Origin of the sequence: Marinobacterium marinum (assembly GCF_013868415.1) — a bacterium.
In the GTDB taxonomy this organism is placed as follows: Bacteria; Pseudomonadota; Gammaproteobacteria; order Pseudomonadales; family Balneatricaceae; genus Marinobacterium; species Marinobacterium marinum.
On sequence record NZ_JACEMT010000051.1, the window covers coordinates 52,940 to 79,797 of the forward strand.

Annotated in this window: 22 protein-coding genes; 13 read left to right on the plus strand and 9 right to left on the minus strand. The window is 57.8% G+C overall.

The features are described from left to right. Positions 1-17: 17 nt before the first annotated feature. Both rnpA and rpmH read right to left on the minus strand, forming a co-directional pair. Positions 18-383 (minus strand): ribonuclease P protein component, encoded by a 366-nt coding sequence (rnpA, locus tag H1S06_RS11160; protein ID WP_181740178.1) that lies wholly within the window; start codon positions 381-383, stop codon positions 18-20. Between the two features lie 30 nt (positions 384-413). Further along, the gene (gene rpmH / locus H1S06_RS11165) at positions 414-548 is read right to left on the minus strand and encodes a 50S ribosomal protein L34 (protein ID WP_181740180.1); all 135 of its coding nucleotides are present in this window, start codon (positions 546-548) and stop codon (positions 414-416) included. Between the two features lie 491 nt (positions 549-1,039). Here rpmH and dnaA point away from each other — a divergent pair, with 491 nt between their 5' ends. From dnaA to gyrB, 4 genes are read left to right on the plus strand one after another with little or no spacing between them, the layout of a single operon-like run. After that, positions 1,040-2,665, plus strand: a complete 1,626-nt coding sequence (gene dnaA, locus H1S06_RS11170) for a chromosomal replication initiator protein DnaA (RefSeq protein WP_181740182.1) — start codon at positions 1,040-1,042, stop codon at positions 2,663-2,665. 28 nt (positions 2,666-2,693) lie between these two features. Next, on the plus strand, positions 2,694-3,797 hold the full coding sequence (dnaN, locus tag H1S06_RS11175; RefSeq protein WP_181740184.1) for a DNA polymerase III subunit beta: 1,104 nt from the start codon (positions 2,694-2,696) through the stop codon (positions 3,795-3,797). A 44-nt stretch (positions 3,798-3,841) separates the two neighbouring features. Next, positions 3,842-4,951, plus strand: coding sequence for a DNA replication/repair protein RecF (gene recF, locus H1S06_RS11180; RefSeq protein WP_181740186.1), 1,110 nt, complete (start codon positions 3,842-3,844; stop codon positions 4,949-4,951). Next, the gene (gyrB, locus tag H1S06_RS11185) at positions 4,948-7,368 is read left to right on the plus strand and encodes a DNA topoisomerase (ATP-hydrolyzing) subunit B (protein WP_181740188.1); all 2,421 of its coding nucleotides are present in this window, start codon (positions 4,948-4,950) and stop codon (positions 7,366-7,368) included. The genes recF and gyrB overlap by 4 nt, the downstream gene beginning before the upstream one ends. Before the next feature lie 651 nt (positions 7,369-8,019). Here the strand turns inward: gyrB and glyS are convergent. Further along, complete coding sequence (glyS, locus tag H1S06_RS11190) at positions 8,020-10,068, minus strand: glycine--tRNA ligase subunit beta (RefSeq protein ID WP_181740190.1); 2,049 nt, start codon at positions 10,066-10,068, stop codon at positions 8,020-8,022. Next, positions 10,068-11,033, minus strand: a complete 966-nt coding sequence (gene glyQ, locus H1S06_RS11195; protein ID WP_181740192.1) for a glycine--tRNA ligase subunit alpha — start codon at positions 11,031-11,033, stop codon at positions 10,068-10,070. The genes glyS and glyQ overlap by 1 nt, the downstream gene beginning before the upstream one ends. A 172-nt stretch (positions 11,034-11,205) precedes the next feature. Between glyQ and H1S06_RS11200 the strand changes: the two genes are divergently transcribed. Then, positions 11,206-12,102 carry a lysophospholipid acyltransferase family protein gene (locus H1S06_RS11200; RefSeq protein WP_181740194.1) on the plus strand — a complete coding sequence of 299 codons (897 nt, stop codon included), beginning with the start codon at positions 11,206-11,208 and terminating at the stop codon, positions 12,100-12,102. Positions 12,103-12,125: 23 nt separating this feature from the next. Here the strand turns inward: H1S06_RS11200 and H1S06_RS11205 are convergent, their stop codons facing one another. From H1S06_RS11205 to def, 5 genes are all read right to left on the minus strand, one after another. Beyond that, a complete protein-coding gene (locus H1S06_RS11205; protein ID WP_181740196.1) occupies positions 12,126-13,574 on the minus strand; it encodes a TrkH family potassium uptake protein in 1,449 nt (482 codons plus the stop codon). A 10-nt stretch (positions 13,575-13,584) separates the two neighbouring features. Beyond that, a complete protein-coding gene (gene trkA / locus H1S06_RS11210) occupies positions 13,585-14,961 on the minus strand; it encodes a Trk system potassium transporter TrkA (RefSeq protein ID WP_181740198.1) in 1,377 nt (458 codons plus the stop codon). Further along, entirely contained in the window at positions 14,958-16,301 is a 1,344-nt protein-coding gene (rsmB, locus tag H1S06_RS11215) for a 16S rRNA (cytosine(967)-C(5))-methyltransferase RsmB (RefSeq protein WP_255483034.1), read from the minus strand. Before rsmB ends, trkA begins: the two co-directional genes overlap by 4 nt. Beyond that, complete coding sequence (fmt, locus tag H1S06_RS11220) at positions 16,294-17,244, minus strand: methionyl-tRNA formyltransferase (RefSeq protein WP_181740202.1); 951 nt, start codon at positions 17,242-17,244, stop codon at positions 16,294-16,296. The genes rsmB and fmt overlap by 8 nt, the downstream gene beginning before the upstream one ends. A gap of 66 nt (positions 17,245-17,310) precedes the next feature. Next, positions 17,311-17,829 carry a peptide deformylase gene (def, locus tag H1S06_RS11225; RefSeq protein WP_181740204.1) on the minus strand — a complete coding sequence of 173 codons (519 nt, stop codon included), beginning with the start codon at positions 17,827-17,829 and terminating at the stop codon, positions 17,311-17,313. A 164-nt stretch (positions 17,830-17,993) separates the two neighbouring features. On the opposite strand from def, the gene H1S06_RS11230 reads away from it, so the two are divergent. The 8 genes from H1S06_RS11230 to H1S06_RS11265 all read left to right on the plus strand — a co-directional run bounded on the left by H1S06_RS11230 (position 17,994) and on the right by H1S06_RS11265 (position 26,828). Continuing rightward, on the plus strand, positions 17,994-19,025 hold the full coding sequence (locus H1S06_RS11230) for a LysM peptidoglycan-binding domain-containing protein (protein ID WP_181740206.1): 1,032 nt from the start codon (positions 17,994-17,996) through the stop codon (positions 19,023-19,025). A gap of 24 nt (positions 19,026-19,049) precedes the next feature. Next, on the plus strand, positions 19,050-20,156 hold the full coding sequence (dprA, locus tag H1S06_RS11235; protein WP_181740208.1) for a DNA-processing protein DprA: 1,107 nt from the start codon (positions 19,050-19,052) through the stop codon (positions 20,154-20,156). A 174-nt stretch (positions 20,157-20,330) separates the two neighbouring features. Then, positions 20,331-20,819 (plus strand): 5-(carboxyamino)imidazole ribonucleotide mutase, encoded by a 489-nt coding sequence (purE, locus tag H1S06_RS11240; RefSeq protein ID WP_181740210.1) that lies wholly within the window; start codon positions 20,331-20,333, stop codon positions 20,817-20,819. A gap of 5 nt (positions 20,820-20,824) precedes the next feature. Further along, positions 20,825-21,889 carry a 5-(carboxyamino)imidazole ribonucleotide synthase gene (gene purK / locus H1S06_RS11245; RefSeq protein ID WP_181740212.1) on the plus strand — a complete coding sequence of 355 codons (1,065 nt, stop codon included), beginning with the start codon at positions 20,825-20,827 and terminating at the stop codon, positions 21,887-21,889. Positions 21,890-21,971: 82 nt separating this feature from the next. Next, the gene (locus H1S06_RS11250; protein ID WP_181740214.1) at positions 21,972-22,529 is read left to right on the plus strand and encodes an L-threonylcarbamoyladenylate synthase; all 558 of its coding nucleotides are present in this window, start codon (positions 21,972-21,974) and stop codon (positions 22,527-22,529) included. A gap of 34 nt (positions 22,530-22,563) precedes the next feature. Continuing rightward, positions 22,564-23,478, plus strand: coding sequence for an oxygen-dependent coproporphyrinogen oxidase (gene hemF, locus H1S06_RS11255; protein WP_181740216.1), 915 nt, complete (start codon positions 22,564-22,566; stop codon positions 23,476-23,478). Between the two features lies 1 nt (position 23,479). Beyond that, on the plus strand, positions 23,480-24,310 hold the full coding sequence (gene aroE, locus H1S06_RS11260; RefSeq protein WP_181740218.1) for a shikimate dehydrogenase: 831 nt from the start codon (positions 23,480-23,482) through the stop codon (positions 24,308-24,310). A 145-nt stretch (positions 24,311-24,455) separates the two neighbouring features. Continuing rightward, positions 24,456-26,828, plus strand: coding sequence for a Lon protease family protein (locus H1S06_RS11265; protein WP_181740220.1), 2,373 nt, complete (start codon positions 24,456-24,458; stop codon positions 26,826-26,828). The last annotated feature ends 30 nt before the right edge of the window (positions 26,829-26,858 follow it).

Sequence of the window (26,858 nt, forward strand, 5' to 3'; positions counted from 1 at the left end):
GTAGAACCATCAGTTTGTTATGTGAGCTTTCGGGCTTTTTTGCCGGCACGAGTCCAGCAGCGCCTGATCATGGCATGCAAATCCGGATTATCAAGACCATCCAGTCCCCTGCGGGCCAGAATAATAATGTCAAGAGCGGGAAGTTGATGCTGGTGCAGGCGAAACGACTCGCGAATAATACGCCGAACACGGTTGCGTTGCACTGCCCGACGGATATTTTTCTTGGATATGACAAAGCCGATCCGGGGATGACCAAGATCGTTGGGGCGGGCCAGGATCAGCAGATGCTGGTCTGGTACTTTGACGACCGCACGGTCGAAAACGTATTTGAAATCCCCGCCAGTCAACAAGCGCAACTGGCGGGGATATCGAAAGTCGGTCATTCAGTCATGCGACCTTATGCAGAGTCTGAATCAAGCAGACAGACGCTTACGACCTTTGGCGCGACGACGGTTCAGAACCTGACGACCACCTTTGGTAGCCATGCGAGCACGGAAACCGTGATTACGTTTGCGTTTCAGAACGCTGGGTTGGAATGTTCTTTTCATTGCCTCAGTCCTACTTACACTGATGTACGTGAGGTGGCTGATATCCACGGGTAAAAAATCAAGACGCGAGATTCTAGGGAATTATTGGTTATATTGCAAACAGTTTTTGCGGATTTCTAGGCTGTTATTTGGGGCAGGCTCATAGTTGTTGTAGGAGGCCCTCGTTGAGGCTGCGGGGGCATATTTTGTGTTTGGTCGGGGGTTGGTGTTTTCTGTTACTAATCCTGAAAATAAATTTAAAAACATAAGGTTAGTCTGTTGGTAACTCTGAATAAAAGTTGTATTTAAGCTGTTTTAATGTGTTTTTTCCCGTATCAGAAGGCTCGGAACTCAGGGTTTTTAAGGCATATCGGATGTTATCCATCTTTTTGCACAAATGGCGCTTTTACTGTGGATAACCGTCTTTCTAGACGTTAGAATAGACGCTACTTTACGTTTAGCCATGGTCGCCCTTGGAGCTCCGCTGGCTGAGTGGTCAGGAGAGAGGATGGATGTCAGTTGATCTTTGGGAGCAGTGCCTGAGAGCCTTGCAGCAGGAGTTTCCCTCCCAGCAATTCAACACCTGGATCAGACCTCTGCGTGCACAGGAAAGTGCAAGCAATGAACTGCTGTTGCTGGCACCCAACCGTTTTGTTCGGGACTGGGTTGCAGATAAGTTCCTGGCACGTATTCAGCAGGCTGTTTGCGAAGCCATTGGCGACATGAGCATTGAAGTCAGACTGGATGTGGCCGGCCAGGCCGGTGCTGCTTCGGTACCACGCAATCGTACGGCTCCAGGGCGCATGCGTAGCCAGCGTCCATCACCCGAACGGATGGTGCCGGCCAGTCAACCCGCCTACATCCCCCCGGAACCGCCGCCGATGACGCCCGCTCCTGCTCCTGCTCCTGCTCCTGCTCAGGCGGGTCGGGCATTTGAGCCCGAAGCAGTAGTTGATAGGGCTTCGACCAGGGGAAGCATGCCGGAGCCGGACGTCGAGCCGATGGTTGAGCCCACGCCTCAGATGGGCTTCTTTGATCAGCTGGAACAGCCGGAACCCATGGGAGGATTGTCTTCCATCGGTGGGCGTCGTGTTGATGTCGAAGGTGGTGTACGTCACCAGTCCAATCTGAACCCGATGTTCACCTTCGAGTCCTTCGTGCAGGGCAAGTCGAACCAGCTGGCGCTGGCGGCTGCGCAGCAGGTTGCGGACAATCCGGGCGGTTCCTATAACCCGCTGTTCATTTACGGTGGTGTGGGCCTGGGTAAAACCCACTTGATGCATGCGGTGGGTACCGAAATGCTCAAGCGCAACCCGAATGCGCGTATCGTTTATTTGCATTCGGAACGCTTTGTGGCGGACATGGTCAAGGCGTTGCAGCTGAACGCGATCAACGACTTCAAGCGTTACTACCGCTCGGTGGATGCGCTGCTGATTGATGATATTCAGTTTTTTGCCGGCAAGGAGCGTTCACAGGAAGAGTTCTTCCATACCTTCAACGCCCTGCTGGAAGGCGGTCAGCAGATGATTTTGACCAGCGACCGCTACCCGAAAGAGATTCACGGTGTCGAAGAGCGATTGAAGTCGCGTTTTGGCTGGGGGCTGACGGTTGCCATTGAACCACCGGAGCTGGAAACCCGTGTCGCCATTCTGATGAAAAAGGCACAGGAAGCACAGGTGAATCTGCCGGATGATGCCGCGTTTTTCCTGGCTCAGAAAATTCGCTCTAACGTTCGTGAACTCGAAGGTGCTTTGAAGCGTGTGATAGCGAACGCTCACTTCACCGGTAATGCGATTAATACGCCTTTTATCAAGGAATCCCTGAAGGATCTGCTGGCGTTGCAGGACAAACAGGTTAGTATTGATAACATTCAGCGGGTAGTGGCCGACTATTACAAAATAAAGGTGGCGGATCTGCTCTCCAAGCGTCGCAGTCGCTCGGTGGCGCGACCGCGCCAGGTAGCGATGAGCCTGGCCAAGGAGCTGACCAACCACAGTTTGCCCGAAATCGGTAATGCTTTCGGTGGTCGAGATCATACGACGGTGCTGCATGCCTGTCGCAAGATCAAGGAGCTGCGCGAAACCGATACCGATATTGCTGAAGATTACAAAAACCTGCTGCGTCACCTGACGGCGTAGTGATGGACCTGACAGGGTAGCCAGAATCATGAGACTTGTTATATCCCGCGAAGCGCTCATCAAACCACTGCAGCTGGTCGCTGGTGTTGTGGAGCGCCGTCAGACACTGCCGGTGCTGTCCAATATCCTTTTGGTGGCTGAGGGTGATCAGTTGTCGCTGACCGGTACTGACCTGGAGGTTGAGCTGGTCGGGCGTGTACAGCTGGAAGAGCCGGTCGAGGCCGGTTCCGTGACCGTGCCGGCACGCAAACTGATGGATATCTGCAAATCCCTGGCGGATGATGCTCGGATCGAGCTGGAGCTGTCGGGTCAGAAAATGATGATCAAGTCCGGCCGCAGCCGTTTCAGCCTGTCCACCCTGCCGGCGCACGAGTTCCCCAATGTGGAAGACAGCCCCGAAACCTTCGAACTGCAGTTGCCGCAGTCCGCTCTGCGTCGTCTGATCGAGCAGACCGGTTTCTCTATGGCGCAACAGGACGTGCGCTATTACCTCAACGGCATGCTGCTGGAAATCAAGGATGGCGAGTTGCGCAGTGTGGCGACCGATGGCCACCGTTTGGCGACCTCGGTCAGCCCGGTACAGACTGATGTGACGACTCAGCAACAGATCATTGTGCCGCGTAAGGGAATCCTGGAGCTGGCTCGTTTGCTGCAGGGGGGCGAGGAACTGGTCAAGCTGGTGATCGGTGATAACCATATCCGTGCCAATGTGGGTGACTTTACTTTCACATCGAAGCTGGTTGATGGCAAGTTCCCGGACTATCAGCGTGTTATTCCGCGTAATGGCGATAAGGAGCTGCTGGGCGATCGGCAGGAGCTGCGTCAGGTGTTCAGCCGTATTGCCATTCTGTCCAATGAAAAATATCGCGGTGTGCGTCTGACTTTGAATGACGGTTATCTTCAGGTCATGGCGAACAACCCCGAGCAGGAGGAAGCGGAAGAGACGGTTGCCGTGGACTACCAGGGCGGTCATCTTGAAATCGGCTTTAACGTAAACTACCTCTTGGACGTACTGTCGATTCTCAATGCCGATGTGGTGCGCTTCACCCTGCTGGACTCCAACAGCAGCGCATTGATTCAGAGTCAGGATGAACCTGAAGCGCTCTACGTTGTCATGCCGATGCGCATGTAATCTGACCGGGTGCCTGTCCAGGCACCCTGCTCCTCGCATTTTTCATGCCGCTCAAGCAGCTTAATATTCAGCATATCCGCAACCTTGCCTCGGTCAGCCTCAATCCCCTGAGCCGTATTAATATCCTCTATGGCGATAACGGCAGCGGCAAAACCAGTGTGCTGGAGGCGATCCACTTTCTGGGTCTCACCCGCTCGTTTCGGGGTAACCAGTTTCGCCATCTGGTGCAGGAAGGTCAGGCACAGGCACTGGTTTTTGCCCAGGCTGATCCCATGGGACAGGGGCAGTGCCGACCGTTGGGTGTCGAGCGGAGCCTGGAGGGAGACGTTAGAGCACGCTTTGCCGGCCAGAATCTGGGCGCGACCGAGCTGGCCGGGCTGCTCCCCCTGCAGGTGATCAACAGTGATACCTTTGATCTGCTGGATGGCAGTCCGGGGGTTCGGCGACAGTTTCTCGACTGGGGCGCTTTTCACGCTGATCCTGCATTCATCCAGTACTGGCGGGGCTTTCGCCGGGCACTCAAGCAGCGAAATTCATTACTGAAATGTGGTAAAATCGACCCTCGTGTTCGCAAAGTCTGGGATGCCGAACTGATCCAGTATGCCGAGCGGATGACGGAGCAGCGCCAGGCTTACCTGGACTGCCTGCTGCCTGAGTTCGAGGCCGCGATGAGCGCGTTGTTGCAGGGACTTGAAGTGCGTCTGTTATTCAGTCCGGGCTGGGACCAAAGCAAAGGGCTGGAAACCGTGTTGGCAGAGAGCTTTGAGCGAGATCTGCGGCAGGGCTTTACCAGCCCAGGACCACAACGGGCAGATCTCAGATTCAAGGTTGGTAGCCTGAATGCCGCCGACCGTCTTTCCAGAGGTCAGAAAAAACTGGTGGTCAGTGCGTTCAGGCTGGCCCAGGGCGCGTTGTATCATCGCCTCAGCAATCGCGCCTGCATTTATCTGATCGATGATTTGCCGTCGGAGCTCGATGAGCGCCACTGTCGGCAGTTTTGCGAGTTTTTGGAGGCGAGTGCCAATCAGTGCTTTATCACCTGCGTAGAACCGAGCCTGTTGAGCCGGATCTGGCAGCCAGAGACTGATGTTGCACTGTTCAGGGTGGAATCCGGTACGTTAACGCACAAGGGTGCGCCAGGAGATCAAACATGAGTGGTGAAAACCAGAATTACGACTCGTCCAGTATCAAGGTCCTGAAGGGGCTTGATGCAGTCAGAAAACGACCGGGCATGTACATTGGTGATACGGATGATGGCAGTGGTCTTCATCATATGGTCTTCGAGCTGGTCGATAACGGCATCGATGAGGCGCTGGCCGGTTACTGCTCCGAGATCGGTGTAACCATCCACCCGGACGAAAGCGTCACCGTATCGGATAATGGCCGTGGCATTCCGACGGATATTCATGAAGAGGAAGGTGTTTCCGCTGCCGAGGTTATCATGACCGTACTGCATGCGGGCGGCAAGTTTGACGATAACACCTACAAGGTGTCGGGCGGTTTGCACGGTGTAGGGGTGTCGGTGGTCAACGCCCTGTCCTCGGAATTGAAGTTGACGATTCGACGTGGCGGCCAGGTGCACGAACAGATCTATCATCACGGGGTACCCGAAATTCCGCTGACGGTGGTGGGTGAAACCGAACAGACCGGTACGATTGTGCGTTTCAATCCGTCCGAAGAGACTTTCACCAATATCCAGTTCCAGTATGACATTCTGGCCAAGCGCCTGCGAGAGTTGTCATTCCTGAACTCGGGAGTACGCATCCGTCTCAAGGACGAACGCAGTGGTCGCGAAGACGTGTTCGAGTATGAAGGTGGTCTGGCGGCCTTTGTCGAATTTTTGAATCAGAACAAATCACCGATCAACCAGATTTTCCACTTCAACCTGATGCATGAAAATGGCGTGGGCGTTGAAGTGGCCATGCAGTGGAATGACAGCTTTCAGGAAAGCCTGCACTGTTTCGCCAACAACATTCCCCAGCGCGATGGCGGTACCCATCTGTCCGGCTTCCGTACTGCACTGACCCGTAGCCTGAACAGCTACATTGAAAACGAGCAGATGAACAAGAACAGCAAGGTCAGCACCAGTGGTGACGACAGTCGTGAAGGCTTGACGGCGATCATCTCGGTGAAGGTCCCTGATCCCAAGTTCTCGTCGCAAACCAAGGACAAGCTGGTGTCCTCCGAAGTCAAAACGGCGGTGGAACAGCTGATGGGTCAGCAACTGCATGAATACCTGCTGGAGCATCCCCAGGATGCCAAGGCGGTGGTGCAGAAAATGATTGATGCGGCCCGGGCCCGAGAAGCGGCACGCAAGGCGCGGGAAATGACCCGCCGCAAGGGCGCGCTGGACGTGGCCGGGTTGCCCGGCAAATTGGCCGATTGCCAGGAAAAGGATCCGGCATTGTCCGAGCTTTACCTGGTGGAGGGTGATTCTGCGGGCGGTTCAGCCAAACAGGGGCGTGATCGCCGCACTCAGGCAATTCTGCCGTTGAAGGGTAAGATCCTCAACGTTGAAAAGGCCCGCTTTGACAAGATGCTGACCTCGGCCGAAGTGGGGACTCTGATTACCGCGCTGGGGTGTGGCATCGGGCGGGAGGAATTCAACCCGGACAAACTGCGCTACCACCGCATCATCATCATGACCGACGCCGACGTGGACGGTTCGCATATCCGTACCCTGTTGTTGACGTTCTTCTTCCGTCAGATGCCGGAGCTGATCGAGCGTGGCCATATCTACATCGCGCAGCCGCCACTGTACAAGATCAAGAAAGGCAAGCAGGAGCAGTACCTCAAGGACGACGAGGCGTTGGACAACCACTTGCTGCAGGGGGCACTGGATGGTACCAGCCTGCACCCGAGCGAGGATTCGCCGGCAATCTCTGGTCCGGCACTGGAGACGCTGATTACCCGTTATCGTCAGGTTGAACGGATGTGCCAGCGTCTGAGCCGGGTATACCCGCTGGAAGTACTCAAACGCCTGCTGTACCTGCCTGAGCTGACGATCGAACAGCTGGCATCTGAAACGGCGGTAGAGGAATGGTCGCGGCAGCTGTGCCAGGCTCTGGAAGCCTACGTAGAAGGTGGTGAGCGCTATGAATGTTCGTTGCAGGAAGATCGCGAGCTGAGTCTCTACCAGCCTTTGATCAAAATCATTCAGCACGGGGTTGATACTGACTACGTCATGGATGTGGAGTTCTTCCGCTCCCGCGATTACCGTGCGATTGTTGAACTGGGGCAGGAATTGCAGTCATTGCTGGATGACGGCGCTTACCTGGCACGCGGGGAGCGCCGCTTTGCCCTGAACGAGTTGGGTGAAGGTATCCGTTGGCTGTTGGAGCAGTCCCGCCGTGGCAATATGGTGCAGCGCTATAAGGGGCTGGGTGAGATGAACCCGGATCAGTTGTGGGAAACCACCATGGACCCGGATGCCCGCCGTATGTTGCAGGTCACCGTGGATGATGCCATTGCAGCCGACCAGTTGTTCACCACCCTGATGGGTGATGAAGTGGAACCGCGCCGCAATTTCATTGAGTCCAATGCGTTGAGCGTGGCCAACCTGGATATCTGACCGGGTCTTCGTATTTCAGCAGACATCAAAAGGCAGCCGAAAGGCTGCTTTTTTTATGTCTGTAACAAACGGACATGCAATGGCTGCAGGCTTTTTGGCTGGCCGCAAGCAGCAGATTTTCAACATCAGGTCTCTGTTTTGTCACTTCGGCCTGAGGGCTGGTTTGACCGGTTGGACTGGTACAGGCGGAGGAACATGCCGACAATGACAAGGCCAATCGATAATACGCCCCCTGCTGCTGCGGTGATGGATAGAAACCATGAGATTCCGATCGAGAAAAGAGCCGCCCAGTTAACGTGAGTGTGGCTATGAAAAACCTGCTGAGGGTTATGTTGCCAGGCGCCATACATGGCGACAGCGCTGATGATGACAGCCAATACACTAGAAACAAGCCAGGCAACTTTGAGGGCCTTACATAAGGGCATGTTGGTACATCACCTGTGGGTTGGTTGCTTGCTCATCAATGCCTGCCCTGTTTTGACTGTCTGGTTGGTCGTTTTCAGTGGGCAGGTTTGTCCTGTCGTCATACTGAGGTACTGGACCCTAGGGTACCAGAGCGACAAGACAGGTTGCAGAACATGTTTCACGTGAAACAAAAAAGCCCCGCTGTTACCAGCAGGGCTTTTTTATACAGGTTATGATCGTTGGCGATTAGCCCAGCAGAGAGATGTCGGCGACACCGAGGAATAGACGACGCAGACGCTTGAGCAGTGCCAGGCGGTTATTTCGGATCGCTTCATCGTCGGCCATGACCATAACATGGTCGAAAAAGCTGTCGATGACTTCACGCATGCCAGCCAAACGTTCCAGCGCTGTACGATAGTCGCCCTGCTCGAACAGCGGCTGCAGATCATGTTCGGCCGAAGTCAGAGCATTGGCCAGTGCCTGTTCGGCTTCTTCCTGCAGCAGGTCGTTGTTGATATCAGTACCGATTTCGCCTTTCTGCTTGCCGAGAATGTTACTGACACGCTTGTTGGCTGCAGCCAATGATTCAGCTTCTGCCAGACGGCGGAAGTGGCTAACGGCTTCGATACGGCGATCGAAATCCAACGGGCTGGTCGGTCGGAGTGCGTGGACGGACAGGAAGGTTTCAGCGCTGATCTCACGGTCTTCATACCAGGCGCGGAAGCGGTCGAGCATGAAGTCGAGTACGCGATCGGCCAGACCTTCACTGCCCGGCAGCTTGCCATGCTGTTCGGCAGCCAGAGTCAGCAGCTGGTGCAGGTCCAGGTCCAGCTTGTGTTCGACAATGATACGCAGCACACCCAAGGCGGCACGGCGCAGTGCGAACGGGTCCTTGGAGCCGGTCGGCGGCTGGTTGATGCCGAACAGGCCGGTCAGGGTGTCCAGGCGGTCGGCGATTGCCAGAGCGATACCGGTTTGGCTGGTCGGCAGATCATCACCCGCAAAGCGCGGCATGTACTGTTCGTTCATGGCCCGGGCTACTTCTTCCGGTTCGCCGTCATGCAGTGCGTAGTGATAGCCCATCAGGCCCTGAAGCTCGGTGAATTCGAACACCATGTCGGTCAGCAGGTCGCACTTGCTGAGCTGGGCAGCACGGCGAGCATGGCTTTCATTGCCGTCGATCAGCCCGGCAATAGCGGCGGCCAAGCCTTCGATACGCCGGGTTTTGTCATAAACGGTGCCCAGCTGCTGCTGGAAAACAACGGATTTGAGTTTCTCAATCCGGGCCTCCAGTGGCTGTTTCTTGTCGGTTTCAAAGAAGAAAGCGGCATCAGCCAGACGCGGGCGAATGACCTTCTCGTTCCCTTCGATCACCTGCTGCGGATCCTTGGACTCGATGTTGGCCAGGGTGATGAAGTACGGCATCAGTTTGCCGTCGGCATTCAGCGCATGGAAGTACTTCTGGTTTTCCTTCATGGAGAGGATCAGGGCTTCCGCCGGAACGTCAAGGAAGCGCTCCTCGAAACGACCGGTCAGGGCGACAGGCCACTCGTTCAGTGCGGTCACTTCGTCCAGCAGGTCTTCGTCGATCTGTGCTACGCCGCCGATACGGTCGCCCTCGTGGATCACTTGCTCGCGGATCAATTCGCGACGTTCGCTGAAGTCGGCGATAACCTTGCCGGTTTCTTTCAGCACGCGGGCGTAGTCCGCCGGGGCGATCAGTTCGATGTCATGGTTGTAATGGAAGCGGTGGCCACGCGTCTTGCGACCGGCCTTGAGGCCGAGAATCTCGGCGTCGACCACTTCGTCACCCAGCAGCATGCACAGCCATTTGACCGGGCGTACAAACTCGGTGCGAGATGAGCCCCAGCGCATGCGCTTGGGAATCGGCAGCTTGTTCAGTGATTCCGTAATGATGCCTGGCAGCAGAGACGCGGTGCTTTGCCCCTGCTCGACGCCACGATAAACATAGTAGCTGCCCTTGGGGGTTTCCATCTTGTCCAGCTGGTCGATACCGACACCGCAGGAACCGGCAAAGCCCTGCACGGCCTTTTCGGGAGCCTGGATGGCCGGTCCGCGTTTCTCGATCTGGCGATCCGGCTGCTGCAGCTGGATACCGCTGATCAGAACGGCCAGGCGACGGGGAGCAGCATAAGGGCGAGCTTCGGTATAGTCGATACCGGCAGCGCCAAGCCCGGCAGTAATACCTTCCAGGAAGGCGCCTGACAGTGTCTTTAAAGCCTTGGGTGGCAGCTCTTCGGTGCCGAGTTCAACCAGAAAGTCGTGTTGAGACATTATTTCTCCTCCTCACAGGCAGCCAGAACTTCTGCCCGGATCGCTTCAGGGGCCATCGGGAATCCAAGGGCGCGGCGCGCATCGAAATAGGCATGGGCCACGTCGCGGGCCAGCGTGCGTACGCGCAGAATATAGCGCTGACGCTCGGTGACCGAGATGGCGTGGCGCGCGTCCAGCAGGTTAAAGGTATGTGAGGCCTTCAACACCATTTCATAGGCCGGCAGCGGCAGATTGGCTGTCAGCAGCTTTTGGCACTCTGCTTCGTAGTGGTCGAAACTGGCAAACAGGGCCGGTACGTCGGCGTGTTCGAAGTTGTAGGTCGACATCTCCACTTCGTTCTGGTGGAAGACGTCGCCGTAGCTGACGTTGCTGCCATCGGGGTGACGTGCCCACACCAGGTCGTAGACACTGTCCACGTTCTGGATATACATGGCAATACGCTCGAGACCGTAAGTGATCTCACCGGTGACCGGATAGCATTCCAGGCCGCCGGCCTGCTGGAAATAGGTAAACTGTGTGACTTCCATGCCGTTCAGCCAGACTTCCCAGCCCAGTCCCCAGGCTCCCAGCGTGGGAGATTCCCAGTTGTCTTCAACGAAGCGCACATCGTGGACATTCAAGTCGATGCCGATATGCTCGAGGGAGCCCAGATAGAGTTCCTGAATGTTATCGGGTGAAGGCTTGAGTACAGTCTGGAACTGGTAGTAATGCTGCAGTCGGTTGGGGTTTTCACCGTAGCGGCCGTCGGTCGGGCGGCGGCTGGGCTGCACGTAGGCGGAACGCCAGGTTTCGGGGCCAATGGCCCTCAGGAAGGTACAGGGGTGGAAGGTACCTGCACCCACCTCCAGGTCCAGTGGCTGCACGATGACACAGCCCTGTTCGGCCCAGTATTGCTGCAGGGCCAGGATCAGTCCCTGGAATGTGCTAACGTCTGGAGTCACCTTGTCAGTCACGGAAATCACCATTGCTGTTGAATGTGGTCGAAATAGGAGCAGAATTATACATGATTCGCGAGTCTGAATGACCCCCACTCCCTTGACCCCCACGCATATTTCTGCACGTTGAGTCGCCTGGCCTTACCCCTGCCAGCGGGTCTGTCTATAATCACTGCTTTATTATTTCTGGACGGAGAGTGTTGTGAAGCGGATCAAGTCGCTGTTGGCTGTCGCCCTGCTGGGGGTACTGGCTCTGCTGCCATTACGTTTATCCCAAGCATTGGGGCGTGGGCTGGGCAATCGCTACTGGCGCAAGGGCGATGCGGCCAAAGTTACACGTCAGACACGGCGCAATATCAATGCCTGCTTTCCGGAATGGAGCGAATCGGAACGCGAGGCGCTGATTCATGCCAGCCTGCAGCAAACCGGGTGTTCGTTGTGCGAGATGGGCATGTCCTGGTTGTGGCCTGCCCGGCGAACGCTGAAAAAGGTGCGCCATGTGTACCATGAAGATCGGGTGCAGGCGGCGATTGATCAGGGCAAGGGCGTGATTCTGATTGCCCCGCACTTGGGTAACTGGGAGGTACTGAATCTGTATCTGTCGGCTCACTATCCGTTCACGGCCATGTACAAGCCGCCCCGAATGAAATTAATGGACGACCTGGTCAAGCGCATGCGAGCACGTCTGGGCACACGAATGGCACCGGCGGATACGCGTGGGGTCCGCATGGTAATGAAGGCCCTCAGGCGTGGCGAAATGGTTGGTATTTTGCCGGACCAGGAGCCGGATGTCAGTGGCGGGATTCATGTGCCTTTTTTTGGTGTTCAGGCGTTAACCATGAAGCTGTTGCCGCAGCTGGCGGCGCAGACCGGTGCCGTTGTGGTCTGCGGATATGCCGAACGCCTGCCGGATGCGGCGGGGTTTGATCTGCACTTCGTGATGGCGGATGAGCGCATCAATAGCCGTAACCTGGAAGACGCGGCGGCGGCAATGAATGTCTCAGTCGAGCAGTGCGTCCGTGCTCTGCCCGCCCAGTATCAGTGGGAATACCGTCGTTTCAGTACGCGCCCGGAAGGCGCGCCCCGCTTCTACGACTAGGCTGTTCCCTTTTTCCGGTGGACTTAGCGTCGCCAGAAGGCAGGTGTGAACAGCACCAGCATGGTGAATACCTCCAGACGGCCCAGCAACATGGCCAGGCAGAGAATCCACTTGGCGGTCGGGTTAAGACCGCCAAAGTGGGCAGCGACTTCTCCCAGTCCCGGGCCCAGGTTGTTCAGGGTTGCGCCCACGGCGGACCAGGCCGTGACCTGATCCAGTCCGGTTGCCAGCAGCGCCAGCAGCATGACCACAAACACCATCAGGTAAACCGAGAAAAAGCCCCACACGGCTTGCAGAATGGGATCGGGAATCGGTCGCTGTCCCAGCTTGATCGGAATGACGGCATTGGGGTGGATCAGGCGCAGAATTTCCCGATACCCCTGCTTGAGGATAAGCAGGACCCGTATAGCCTTCATGCCGCCAGCTGTCGAGCTGGCGCAGCCGCCGACGAACGCCAGCACAAACAGCATAAAGGGCAGCATGGCGGGCCAGTTGGCAAAATCTGCAGTGGCGAAGCCGGTCGTCGTGGCCACGGACACAACCATAAAGGCCGCTTTGCGCAGAGACTCGACGGCGGGATAGGTCTCGGTCATGACCAGGACAAAGAGGGTCAGCAAGGTGATCAGCCCCAGCAGGGACAGGTAGAAACGTACCTCGGGGTCTTTCAGGTAGTGCAGCAGTGTATGGTGTCGCCAGGCAAAAAAGTGCAGTGCGAAGTTGATCCCGGCTACGGTCATGAAAAAGATGCCGATCACCTCGATGGCCGCGCTGTCAAAATACCCCATACTGGCATCGTGGGTCGAGAAGCCGCCAATGGCCACGGTCGAAAAACTGTGGCCGATGGCATCGAACAGGGTCATGCCCGCCAGCCAGTAGGCCAGTGCGCAGGTGACGGTCAGCGACAGGTAAATATACCAGAGCGCCTTGGCGGTTTCGGTGATGCGGGGGGTCAGCTTGTTGTCCTTGACCGGCCCAGGCGTTTCGGCGCGGTATAGCTGCATGCCACCGATACCGAGCATGGGCAGGATGGCCACTGCCAGCACGATGATCCCCATGCCGCCCAACCACTGCAGCTGCTGACGGTAGAAGAGAATAGACGGCGGCAGGTCATCCAGCCCAGTCATTACCGTGGCACCGGTTGTGGTCAGGCCGGATATGGATTCGAACACGGCATCCACGGCGGATAATCCGGGTTCTTCCGAGAGCATGAGGGGCAGCGAACCGAACACGCCGAGAACGGTCCAGAACAGCACTGTGACGAGAAAGCCGTCACGAATACTCAACTCCTGACGGACGGTGTAGACCGGTACCCAGATAATGAAACCGGTAATCAGGGTGATGGCGAAGGCGGTGAAAAAGGCCCAGTGGCCCAGGTCCTGGTAGTAGAGTGATACCGCCAGAGGCGGCAACTGGGTGATGCTGAAAATCATCAGCAGGATGCCCAGGATGCGCAGGATCACTTGAAAGTGCATTGACGTAACCTCAGAAGAAGGCCAGACCAACCTGGAACAGACGCTCGACCTCCGCGATGCGGCGCTTGTCGACCAGGAACAGAATCACGTGATCACTGTTTTCAATGATCAGGTCGTCATGGGCGATCAGCACCTCGCTGCCACGGACAATGGCGCCGATGGTGGCTCCCGGCGGCAAATCGATCTCTTCAATGGAGCGGCCGACCACCTTGGAGCTGCGCTTGTCGCCATGGGCAACCGCTTCCAATGCTTCGGCGGCACCGCGACGCAGCGAGTGTACTGCTGCCACATCACCACGGCGGACATGGGTCAGCAGAGCACCGATAGTGGTCTGTTGTGGCGAGATGGCCACGTCGATCACCCCGCCCTGCACCAGATCCACATAGGCCGGGTTGTTGATCAGGGTCATGACGGTACGTGCCCCCAGACGTTTGGCCAGCATGGACGCCATGATATTGGCTTCGTCGTCGTTGGTCAGGGCGCAGAAGACATCGGTATCTTCGATGTTTTCTTCGATCAGCAGGTCTCGGTCAGAGGCGCTGCCGTGGAGGACTATGGTGTTGTTCAGTTCCTGGGCCAGCCAGGTACAGCGGTCCATGCTACGCTCGATCAGCTTGACCTGATAATCGCTTTCCAGCGAGTCGGCCAGTCGCGCACCAATGTTGCCACCGCCTGCGATCATGATTCTGCGGTAGGAGCGATCCAGGCGTCGCAGCTCGCTCATGACCGCTCGAATATCGCGCCGGGCGGCAATGAAGAACACCTCGTCATCGGCCTCGATCACGGTATCACCTTTCGGAATCATGGGGTGATCCTGGCGGAAAATGGCGGCAACACGGGTATCAATATTGGGCATGTGTGAGCGCAGGAAGGAAATTTCGCGTCCGACCAGAGGGCCGCCATAGTAAGCCTTTACCGCAACCAGCTGTGCCTGGCCGGAAGCGAAGTCCAGTACCTGCAGCGCTCCGGGGTATTGAATCATCCGCTTGATATGCTGGGTCACCAGTTCTTCCGGACTGATCAGGACGTCAACGGGGATACCCTTTTCACCGAAAATGGCATGGTCTCGCTGCAGGTAGTCATGCTCGCGTACACGGGCGATCTTGGTCGGCACGTTGAATAAGGTGCGGGCAACCTGACAGGCGGTCATGTTGACTTCGTCGCTGTTGGTGACAGCAATCAGCATGTCGGCGTCTTGTGCCCCGGCGTGCTCCAGCGCGCTGGGATGGGAGGCCCGGCCCTCGATGGTTCGTATATCAAGCCGGTCCTGCAGCTCGCGGAGGCGTGAACTGTCGGTGTCGATCACGGTTATGTCGTTGGCCTCATTGGCCAGATGCTCGGCCAGAGAACCGCCCACCTGCCCGGCACCCAGAATGATGATTTTCATACGATAGTGTTGTCCGTCGTTTCATTCAGAGCCGTCTTGTTCAGCACGGCATAATAAAAACCGTCGTGACCACCGATTTCAGGGAACAGTTGGCGGCCGACGGGACGGGCTTCGCCCCACTCGGCATCAATCGTATGATGCCGTGCATCCTGCTGCTGTTGCAGAAAGCGCTCGATGATACGTTCGTTTTCCTGGCTGAAAATCGAGCAGGTGGCGTACACCAGACGCCCTCCCGGTTTCAGCATCGACCAGAGGTTGGTCAGGATATTGAGCTGCACCTGAGCCAGAGCGGCAATCTCATCGCCCCGCCGCAACCACTTGATATCCGGGTGGCGACGGATAACGCCGGTACCGCTACAGGGCGCATCGATCAGGATGCGGTCATAGGCATGCCCATCCCACCACTCCCGGCTGCTGGCATCAGCCGTCAGTACACGGCACTCCAGTTCCAGGCCCAGGCGTTGCAGGTTGTCGGTGATGCGCTGGGCGCGTGCCGGTTCCAATTCGACGGCGACGACATCCTGCAGTCCGGGGGTGGTCTCCAGCAGGTGGCATAATTTTCCACCGGGGGCTGCACAGGCATCCAGGATGCGTTCACCGGGTTGTGCGGCAACCAGTTGGGCGGCCAGCTGGGCAGCTTCATCCTGCACACTCAGCCGACCGGCTGAAAATCCGGGAATGGCATTGACGTCCATTGCCTGTTGCAGGGTCAGGCCGGTTGTACTGAAGCGACATGGATCGGCGGGAATGCCGGCGGCGGCCAGCTGCTCGAGGGCCGACTGCCGAGACTGATGACGGGTGTTGGCTCTCAGCGTCAGAGGGGCTTGCTGGTCATTTGCTTCCAGTACGGCCTGCCACTGATTTGGCCAGTTGTGACTGAGCTTGTCGATGAACCATTGTGGATGGTTCCACGTGAAACATGGGTCCTTCGCCAATGCCTGCTCAATGTTGTCGCGCTCGCGTTGATATCGGCGAAGGACTGCGTTGAACACCTTTTTGGCCCATTCCTTGTTCAGGACCAGGGTAGCCTCGACAGTTTCATTCAGGGCCGCATGGGCGGGTATGCGGCTGGAGCGCAGTTGCCACAGGCCGATCAGCAGCAGGGCCTGCAGGTCCATATCTTGTGTCTTGAACGGTTTTTTCAACAGCTGTGCTGTTAATGCCTGGAGCCGAAAAAGCTCGCGCATGGTGCCGTAGCAAAGTTGCTGCAGCAGGGCCCGGTCTTGAGGTGGGCAGTGTTCAAGCGCGTCGGGCAGATGGGTGCTGAGGGAGCCGTGCTGGCGTAGCAGAGGCGCCAGCACTTTGGCTGCCAGCGCACGGATGTTGATTGAATCAGCCAAGGCGAACTCCTGGTGCAAAACGCTCCTTGTGGGCATTCATCAGTGTTTTGACCGGCTGTGTCTTGCCGCCAGGCAACTGTAGTTGAGTCAGGCGAACGCTGCCCTGGCCGCAGGCCACAAGGATGCCCTCCCCATTTGCGGCAATAATGGTACCCGCTTCTGCTTCGGCTGCAGTCGTATCCGGTTCGGCAGCCCAGATGCGCAGGTTGTCGTCTCCCAGGCGGGTAAAACAGACCGGCCAAGGGTTGAAGCCGCGGACCCGGCGAGCGACCTCTTTTGCCGGCAGGCTCCAGTCAATTTGCCCTTCCTGCTTTTCCAGTTTATGCGCGTAAGTGGCCAGAGCGTTGTCTTGCGGTTCGGGCGTCAGTGTTCCTGCTGCGAGAGGCGCTAGCGTATCGACCAGCAATTCGGCTCCCAATACTGCAAGGCGGTCGTGCAGGAGGCCACTGGTGTCGTCGGTCTGGATGTTGCATTCAGCCTTGCTCAACATGTCACCCGTGTCCAGGCCGGCGTCCATCTGCATGATGGTAATGCCGGTAGTGGTGTCGCCAGCCAGCAGTGAGCGATGGATCGGAGCGGCACCACGCCAACGTGGCAACAGAGAGGCGTGCACGTTGATACAGCCGAGACGGGGAGTATCAAGCACCACTTGAGGCAGCAGCAGACCGTAGGCAACCACGATCATCAGGTCGGCCTTGAGCTCCGCCAGAATCGCCTGTTGTTCGGCCTCTTTCAGACTGCGCGGCTGATAAACGGGCAGTCCGTGCTCCAGCGCCAGCGCCTTGACCGGGCTGGGACGCAACTTGCGACCCCGACCGGCCGGCTGGTCGGGGCGGGTATAGACCGCTACCACTTCGTGCTGGGTATTGAGCACGGCAGCCAGACTTTCGGCCGCAAATTCAGGGGTGCCTGCAAAAATGATGCGCAGAGGGGTATCACTCATGTATCGAGACTCCATACAAAAACAGGCTTGCCTCGGCAAACCTGTTTTGAATCATGCCAGTGCCACTCAGGCCTGGTGTTGAGCTTCAAGCCGGTGTTGTTTCTCCAGCTTGGTGCGGATGCGGTTACGCTTCAGAGCTGTGAGGTGATCCACAAACAGCTTGCCGTTCAGGTGGTCCAGCTCATGCTGGATGCAGACGGCCAGCAGACCTTCCGCTTCCATTTCGTAGGGTGTACCGTCACGGTCCAGCGCCTTGAGCAACACCCGGTTCGGGCGAGTGACATCTTCATAGAAGCCAGGGACCGACAGGCACCCTTCCTGCATGCTTTCCAGGTCTTCCTGCAGAATGGTGTACTCGGGGTTGATCAGCACCAGCGGCTCGCTTTTGTCTTCCGAAATGTCGATCGTCACCACGCGCTTGTGTACGTTAATCTGGGTTGCGGCCAGACCTATGCCCGGTGCGTCGTACATGGTTTCGAACATGTCATCGACCAGTTGACGGATTGCGTCATCGACCTGTTCGACCGGTTCGGCAATGGTTCTTAGACGCGGATCAGGAAATTCTAGAATATTGAGCTTAGCCATAGGTATCTGCTTTTCCGGGCGTTAAAATCAGCCCCTTGAGTGGCAAAAAAAATCTACTGCCATCATTATACTTAATTACTTGTCTAATGCATTGCTTTGCAGGCCGAGAGCACGTAGAAACGGCGGGTTGTCTGTGGCCATAAAACGTACAAGGGAGCTGAACAATGAGAGGATTGCTGTATGGCGTGGTAGGTGCCTGCCTGCTGTGGGCGGGAACCGCTGCGGCTGAACGCGCAGACCGGTTACAGTTGCAGGAAAACCACCCGACCGAGTACGTGGTGGTCAAGGGGGACACCCTGTGGGGAATATCGGGCCGTTTTCTGCAAAGCCCCTGGCTCTGGCCGGAAGTTTGGAGCGTAAATCCGCAAATCTCCAACCCTCATCTGATTTACCCCGGAGACCAGATCTACCTGACTTGGGTGGACGGCAAACCACGCCTGAACCTGCGTCGCGGTATTCGCAAGCTGAGCCCGCACGTGCGTGTTCAGGAGCTGGAACAACCGGTGCCGGCCATTCCGCTGCGTGATATTGCCAGTTTCCTTAATGACAACCTGGTCACTCAGCAGGATGCACTGGAAGCCGCTCCGTATGTGATTGGCGGACGTAATGAAAGCATCATCTCCGGTGCCGGCGATCGCGTGTATGCTCGAGGCACTTTGCTGGACGAGGATGCCAAGCAGCAGACGCTGTATCGGCCGTCACGTCAGTACACACATCCGGTGACGGGTGCGCTGCTGGGGTATGAGTTGCACAAGGTGGCCGATGTCGAAGTGGCGGCCTATGACGATGACATCATTACACTGGATCTGCAAAAAACGCGAGAAGAGGTGCGCCTGCGTGACCGTGTGCTGCCGAACAGCTCCGAGCGTATCCAGTCCATCTTTCATCCGCAGCCGGGTGACGAGTTGAGGGATGGTCTGATCATTGATGTGCTGGGTGGTGTGGCCAAGATCGGTCAGTTTGACGCCGTGGCGATCAGTGCGGGTGAAGACGATGGGCTGGAGCCGGGCGATGTTTTCGCTATCTATAAAAAGGGTGAGGCCGTCAAGGACCCCATCAAGGGTGAAGTGATCAGGTTGCCGTCCGAACGGGCCGGTGAGCTGATGGTGTTCAAGACCTTTGACCGGGTCAGCTATGCACTGGTCATGAAGGCCACCAATGTCATTTCGGTCGGCGACGAACTGCGTGCGCCCTGACCCTCGTTAAAACGGGACATTACCATGAGCGATCCAAGGGAGTGGATCGCTGCCAGTCTGCTGCCGGGTATTGGCCCGGTAACGCTGGCGCGACTCCGCCAGGCGGGCATCAGTATCCCCTGTCTGCTGACAGGGCGTACGGCTCTTCCTCCAGACTGCCGATTACGGCCGGAAACCCTGGCCGGGCTGCACGATTATCAGCGCCAGGGCGCCCTGTATGATCGGGCCGGTGAATTGCGGGACTATGCGCAGCAGCATCAGTTGCACCTGCTGACGTTCGGCGATGCCGCATACCCTGACCTGCTGCGGCAGATCCCTGACCCGCCCGCCCTGCTCTGGGTTGATGGCGATCCGGAACTCTTATCTCTGCCGCAACTGGCGCTGGTGGGCAGTCGCAAGGCAAGCCGAGAAGGTGTACGCCTGGCCTACGAGTTTGCCGGAGCCCTGTCGACCGCCGGGCTGATACCGGTGAGTGGGCTGGCGCTGGGCATTGATGCAGCGGCCCACAGTGCCTGCGTTGATCGGCAAGCCCCCACGCTGGCGGTGGTGGGCACCGGTCTGGATCGTGTCTATCCGCAGCGGCACCGGGCGCTGGCCGCAGCTATTGTTGATCAGGGAGGTGCTATCGTCTCCGAGTATCCACCCGGTACGGCTCCGCTGCCCGGCAATTTCCCCCGTCGCAACCGGCTGATCAGCGGCTTGTCCGTCGGCACTCTGGTCGTTGAAGCGGCGCTGCGCAGCGGTTCGCTGATCACGGCCCGGCAGGCCCTGGAACAGGGGCGTGAAGTCTTTGCCATCCCCGGCTCCATCCATAACCCCTTCAGTCGAGGCTGCCACGCCCTGATTCGTGAGGGTGCGACACTGGTTGAACAGGTCGATCAGATCATCGAACAATTAGGGCCCTTGCTGGGTGGGTTGCTGACTGTTCAGGTGTCACCGATGTCGCCTGAACCGGAGGCGCTCGTTGCCGCGACGGGGTTGTTGGCCCAAATTCCGTTTGACAGTATCTGGCTGGACCAGCTGGCCGAACAACTGCAGCTGAGCGTGGCCGAGCTGCAGTCGGGGCTGATGCTGCTGGAGCTGGATGGCTATATTGAATTGCGTGGCTCTCGGGTTCGTCGCGTACGCTAGCAGCGGATGAACAGCTGATCTCATTCACCGCCTTTCAAGTGGGGGAATTTTCATCCGGTGCTTGCTATAATTGCGCCCTTTCCTTTTTTCCGGCTGTGCCGGAAGCCAGACCGTACGTGTGGTGGCGGCGCCCTTTGCCCTGCTGCGCAGTCAGAGTGATGACGGGAGTAACAGATGAGTGCAAAAGTGGCGATCGTGATGGGTTCGCGTTCGGATTGGCCCACCATGGAGGAAGCGGCCGGTATCCTTGATACCCTGGGCGTTGAGTACCATGCCGAGGTAGTATCCGCGCACCGTACGCCGGACAAAATGTTTCGTTTTGCCGAGCAGGCGGCTGATAACGGCTATAAGGTCATTATTGCCGGTGCGGGGGGCGCAGCCCACTTGCCGGGCATGATTGCGGCCAAGACACTGGTACCGGTACTGGGCGTACCGGTGCAAAGCAAGGCGCTGAGTGGTCAGGACAGCATGCTGTCTATTTTGCAGATGCCGCGTGGTATCCCGGTCGGTACGCTGGCCATTGGCGGTGCGGGTGCATTCAATGCAGGGCTGCTGGCGGCACAGATGCTGGCGACCGAAGATGCGGCTCTTGCGCAGCGTTTGGCCGACTGGCGTCAGGCCCAGACCCAGACTGTCCTCGACAACCCCGATCCGCGAGGTTGATTGCCATGCTGCCACGAATAGTCGTAGCCGGTAACGGTCAGTTGGGTCAAATGCTGTCACAGGCCGGTGCGCCCATGCAGATCGAGGTGTTGCCGGTTGATCCCAATGGTGATGTCGAGCTGGGCCTGCGGCCCGATGACGTGATTACTGTCGAAATCGAGCACTGGTCCGACAGTGTTAGCGGCCTGCAGTTGAAACAGCACCCGAATTTCCGCAATGCCGCTGCGTTGTATGCGGTTATTGATCGTCAGCGTCAGAAGGCCCTGCTGGACCGTCTGCAGGTGCCGACCTCACCTTGGGTCAGTCTGGAAGGCGATAACCTTCAGACGCAACTGGAATCGATTGGTGACAAGGTGATCGTCAAGCGCCGCCGTGGCGGCTATGACGGCCGTGGTCAGTGGCGTTGGCAAAAAGGCGATCAGCCGGAAACGGAATGGGCCGGTGAATGCATCGCCGAGGCGATGATCCCGTTCAGTCATGAAGTCTCTTTGGTTGGCGCACGTAATGCGGCCGGCGAAAAGGTGTTCTATCCGTTGACACGCAACTGGCATGAGAATGGCATCCTGCGCGCCAGTGTGGCCAATCTGCCGGTTCCTGCCGAACAGCAGCGTAATGCCGAAGCCTGGTTGGGTCGTGTTATGGACGACGAAGGCTATATCGGCGTGATGGCGATGGAGTGCTTCGTGGTGGATGGCGAACTGCTGGTCAATGAACTGGCGCCACGGGTGCACAACTCCGGCCACTGGACGCAGGAAGGTTCTGCCATCAGTCAGTTCCAACTGCACCTGCGTGCGCTGGCGGACTTGCCGTTGATCACGCCACCGGTAGAGGGCGCGTCCGTGATGTACAACCTGTTGGGACGTGACTGGAAGCCCGAATGGCTGCAGGTACCGGGTGTGCATGTCCACTGGTATGGCAAGGAAATTCGTCCGGGGCGAAAGGTCGGCCACGTGAATATCTGCCGAGCCGATGTGGCGTCGTTGATCGACAGTCTGCAAGCGTTGCAGGCCCTGGTCGATGATGACGACAAGGTCGTATTCGACTGGAGTATCGCGCAACTGCAGGGCTGATCGGTCCTGCTGTCCATTCTGCAAGGAGTAATGACCGTCGCGTTGTTACTCCGCTCTTCCCTTCTTTCGCGGTGGTGACAACATGAATCACTGGCAACTCAAGGAAGCGGTTCGCTGCATCAAGGGCGGTGGTATTATCGCTTATCCGACGGAAGCTGTCTGGGGGCTGGGCTGTGACCCCTATAATCGTCAGGCCGTGCAGCGGCTGTTGGACCTGAAACGCCGCCCCGAGCACAAGGGGCTGATTCTGGTGGCGGCGGACGAGGCCCAGATTGCACCTCTGCTGGCACCGCTCAGTCGCAAGCAGCGGCAGTGTCTGAGTGAGACCTGGCCCGGGCCTAACACCTGGCTATTGCCTGATCCGCAGGGGTTGATTCCGCATTGGGTCAAGGGGTGCCACAGCCAGGTTGCCGTGCGTATCAGTGCGCACCCGCTGGTTCAGGCGCTTTGCCGAGCCTATGGTGGCCCTCTTATATCGACCTCAGCCAACCGAAGTACCTCAGACCCTGCAAGGTCTAAGCTGAAAGTTAGTGCTTACTTCGGCTCTAGCCTTGATTTTATATTGCCAGGTGAGCTGGGAGGGTCGGATAAGCCCAGTGTTATCCGCAATATTATAGATATGAAAACGATCAGGGCGTAAGTAAGTATTCGCTCACAAGTAGATGGAGAGATTCATGTCGGCACCTGATGCTCAAATGGTGAAAGAATATCTGCTCGCGTTGCAGGACCGTATCTGTGCGGCGCTGGAGCAGGTCGATGGCGAAGGTCGCTTTGTCGAGGATAGCTGGGAACGGGCCGAGGGTGGTGGCGGCCGTACTCGGGTGATCAGCCAGGGAGCCGTGATCGAAAAAGGCGGCGTCAACTTTTCCCACGTGCATGGCGCGACCCTGCCCGGATCGGCTACGGCACATCGCCCCGAACTGGCCGGGCGCAGCTTCGAGGCGATGGGAGTCTCGCTGGTCATCCATCCGCACAACCCCTATGTGCCGACTTCTCACGCCAATGTGCGCTTTTTCATTGCGGAAAAGGATGGTGAAGAGCCGGTCTGGTGGTTTGGCGGCGGCTTTGATCTGACGCCCTACTACGGCAATGACGATGACTGTCGCCACTGGCATCAAACGGCGCTCGATGCCTGTGCGCCCTTTGGCGAGGATATATACCCCCGCTTCAAAACGTGGTGCGATGACTACTTCTATCTTAAGCATCGTCAGGAACCTCGGGGCATCGGTGGTCTTTTCTTTGATGACCTCAACGAGCTGGGTTTCGATCAGAGCTTTGCCCTGATGCAGTCGATCGGTGATGCCTATGTGCCGGCGATCCTGCCAATCATCGAACAGCGCAAGGATACCGCCTATGGTGAACGTCAGCGCGACTTCCAGCTGCACCGCCGTGGCCGCTACGTGGAATTCAACCTGGTGTGGGACCGTGGCACCCTGTTCGGCTTGCAGTCCGGCGGTCGTACCGAATCGATCCTGATGTCGCTGCCGCCGGAAGTGCGCTGGGACTATGACTGGAAGCCGGAGCCGGGCAGCGAGGAAGCTCAGCTGTACGATCGTTACCTGCAGCCGCGCAACTGGCTGGAGGTCTGAGATGGCGGATCGCTATGCCGTGTTCGGCAACCCCATCGCGCACAGCAAGTCGCCGCAGATCCATGCCCGCTTTGCCAAGCAGACCGGGCAGGTGCTGACGTACACAGCCGAGCACATCGAGGAAAATGACTTCGAGGCGGCGGTGGAACGCTTTCTGCAGGGTGACGGCAAGGGGCTGAATATCACGGTGCCGTTCAAGGAGCGGGCCTGGGCGCTGGCGCAGTGGCGCAGCGAACGCGCCGAGCTGGCGGGTGCGGTTAATACCCTGTATCGACTGGACGATGGCCGCATCGCCGGTGACAACACCGATGGCATCGGCCTGGTGCGGGATCTGGCGGATAACAGCGGTGTGACCCTGAACGGCGCCCGGGTGCTGGTGCTCGGTGCCGGTGGCGCGGTGCGCGGCGTGCTCCAGCCGCTGCTGGCGGCGGGCGTGGCTTCTATTCTGGTTGCCAACCGCACCCTTGCCCGAGCCGAGACGCTGGCTGAACTCTTTGCCGATGATAGCCGGGTAAGGGCCAGCGGTTTCGATCAGGTGCCCGCCGAGGCGTTTGATCTGATCATAAATGGCACTTCGGCCAGCCTGCAGGGCGAACTGCCGCCGGTGCCTGCCGCTGCGGTCGGTGCCTCTACCGCCTGCTATGACATGATGTATGGGGCCGAGCCGACGCCCTTCTGCCGCTGGGCCAGCGAGCAGGGTGCAGCCCGGGTGGTCGATGGCTTGGGCATGCTGGTGGAACAGGCAGCGGAGTCCTTCCGTATCTGGCGCGGCGTTCAACCCGACACGGAGTCGGTGATCGCGGATCTGCGCGCGGCGCTTCAGGCCGGCTGAGCCATTGTCTTGGCAAAGCCTGGATTAAAGTTCTAGCACGCTGAATCTGAACGCCTTTTCCCGTTCTCTTTGCCACAACCGCCTTGCATCCGGCAAATGCGAGGCGGTATAACAGAGACACACCCTCTGTTAGTGGAGTACGCGCATGGACAAGCATCTGCCACTGGCGCCTGCGGCGCTGTACCGTACCTGCGACCCGGAACTCCTGCCTTTCAAGACGACCGAATCACTGGAGCCGTTTGCCGGTTTCTTTGGCCAGGACCGTGCCATCGAAGCAATGGCGTTCGGGATTGGCATGCAGCGTCCCGGGTACAACCTCTTTGTCATGGGTAATCCGCACACCGGTCGTTTTTCCTTTGCGATGGAAAGCCTCAAAACGTCGGCCAAGAAACAGGGCAAGCCCAGCGACTGGTGTTACCTGAATAACCTGGTGGACAACCGCTATCCGAGTGTTCTGGAACTGCCTGCCGGCAAAGCGGTACATCTGAAGCGTGATATTCGCTACCTGCTCGACAGTGTGCTGGGTGAATTGCCGGCAGCGTTTGAAAACCCTGCCTATCAGCGTCTGAAGAGTCAGATCGAGCGTGAATTCAATCGTCATTATGACGAGGCCTTGAACCAGGTCGAGCGCAAGGGGCGTGAGTACAGCATCGCGGTCTACCGGGATGGCGCAACGGTCGGTTTTACACCGGTGGCGAATGGCCAGGCAATGGATGAGGCGGCGTTTTCGCAACTGCCGGAAGCCGAGCGGGAAGCCATTCAGTCACATATCTCCGAACTGGAGGAAATGCTCAATGACAGTCTGACCGGCTTGCCGGTCTGGCGCCGCGAGGCGGCTGAACAGATGCGGGCATTGGACCGAAACAGTGCGCGTCAGGCGGTGGAGCCGCTGATTCAGCCGTTGCGGGACAAGTATGCGAATATCGGCGGTATCGTGGATTATCTGCAGCATGTGGAAACCGACCTGATCCGCAACGGCAGTGATCTGTTGGGAGAGGATGGTGCGCTGGAGGGCAAGAGTGATGCCGTGCGACGAGAGTATCTGGAGCAGAATTACGGTTTGAACCTGCTGGTCGACAACAACAAGACCAAGGGGGCGCCGGTGGTGTTTGAATCGCACCCCAGCTACGAGAATCTGTTTGGACGGGTCGAGTACGTCAGTGAAATGGGATCGATGGTAACCAACTATACGTTGATCCGTGCAGGCGCCCTGCATCGCGCCAACGGCGGCTACCTGGTACTGGAAGCGGAAAAACTGCTGGAGCAGCCGTTCGTCTATTCGGCGCTCAAGCGGGCGCTGAAGGCGCATGAGGTTCGTATTGAAAGCCCGGTCAGCGAGTATACCGGTATCAGCGCGATTACGTTGAGCCCTCAGCCAGCCGCGTTGAAAGTGAAGGTGGTATTGGTGGGCGAGCGTGATACCTATTACCTGCTGCAGGAGCTGGATCACGATTTCGAGAAGATGTTTCGTGTGGTGGTCGATTTTGATGAAGATGTGCATCGCACGCCCCACTCGATTCGCCAGTACGCACGGCTGATGAAAACGCTGGCGAATGAGGAGAGCCTGGCACCGCTGACGCGCCGAGCCGTTGCGCGTCTGGTGGAACACAGTTCGCGTCTGGCCGGTGATCAGGAGCTGTTGTCCGCCCATGTCGGGGAGCTGGTCGATCTGCTGTGTGAGTCGGATTTCCGTCGCCGTGAGCAAAATGATGCCCTGATCAACGCTGAACATGTGGAGCTGGCGCTGGAGGCGAAGGAGCGCCGTACCGGGCGCTTGTCACAGAAAATACTGGAAAGCATGCTCAACGAAACGGTCTTGATCGACACCGATCTTGAGGCAGTGGGCAAGTCCAACGGCCTGACGGTACTTCAGGTCGGAGATGTTTCTTTCGGCAGTCCGGCGCGGATTACGGCCACGGTGCACCCGGGCAATAAGGGGATAGTGGATATCGAGCGAGAGGTGACGCTGGGGCAGCCCATCCATTCCAAGGGCGTGCTGATACTGTCCGGCTATCTGGGACACAAGTATGCCGGTGACTTTCCGCTGGCACTGTCGGCCAGCCTGGCGATGGAGCAGTCCTACGGTTATGTGGACGGAGACAGCGCTTCCCTTGCCGAAATCTGTACGCTGATTTCGGCCCTGACGCATATCCCGATTCGTCAGCAGTTTGCCATTACCGGGTCCATTAACCAGTATGGTGAAGTGCAGGCTATTGGTGGTGTGAATGAGAAAATCGAAGGCTTTTTCCATCTGTGTAAAACACGTGGCCTGACCGGTTGGCAGGGATGCATTATTCCGCGCGCCAATGTGCGCCACTTGATGCTGAAGGCCGAGGTGGTACAGGCAGTCGAGGATGGCGTTTTCCATATCCATGCGGTCGCCACTGTGGACGAATGCCTGGAGATCCTGATGGGCCGAGCGGCTGGAGTACGCAAGGAGGACGGTCATTTTACCCAGCGCAGCATCAATGCCCTGGTGGTCAAGCGCCTGCGAGAGCTGGCCAAGGCGAAGGCATGAGCACAGCAGGGACGGGGTTTATACCCCGCC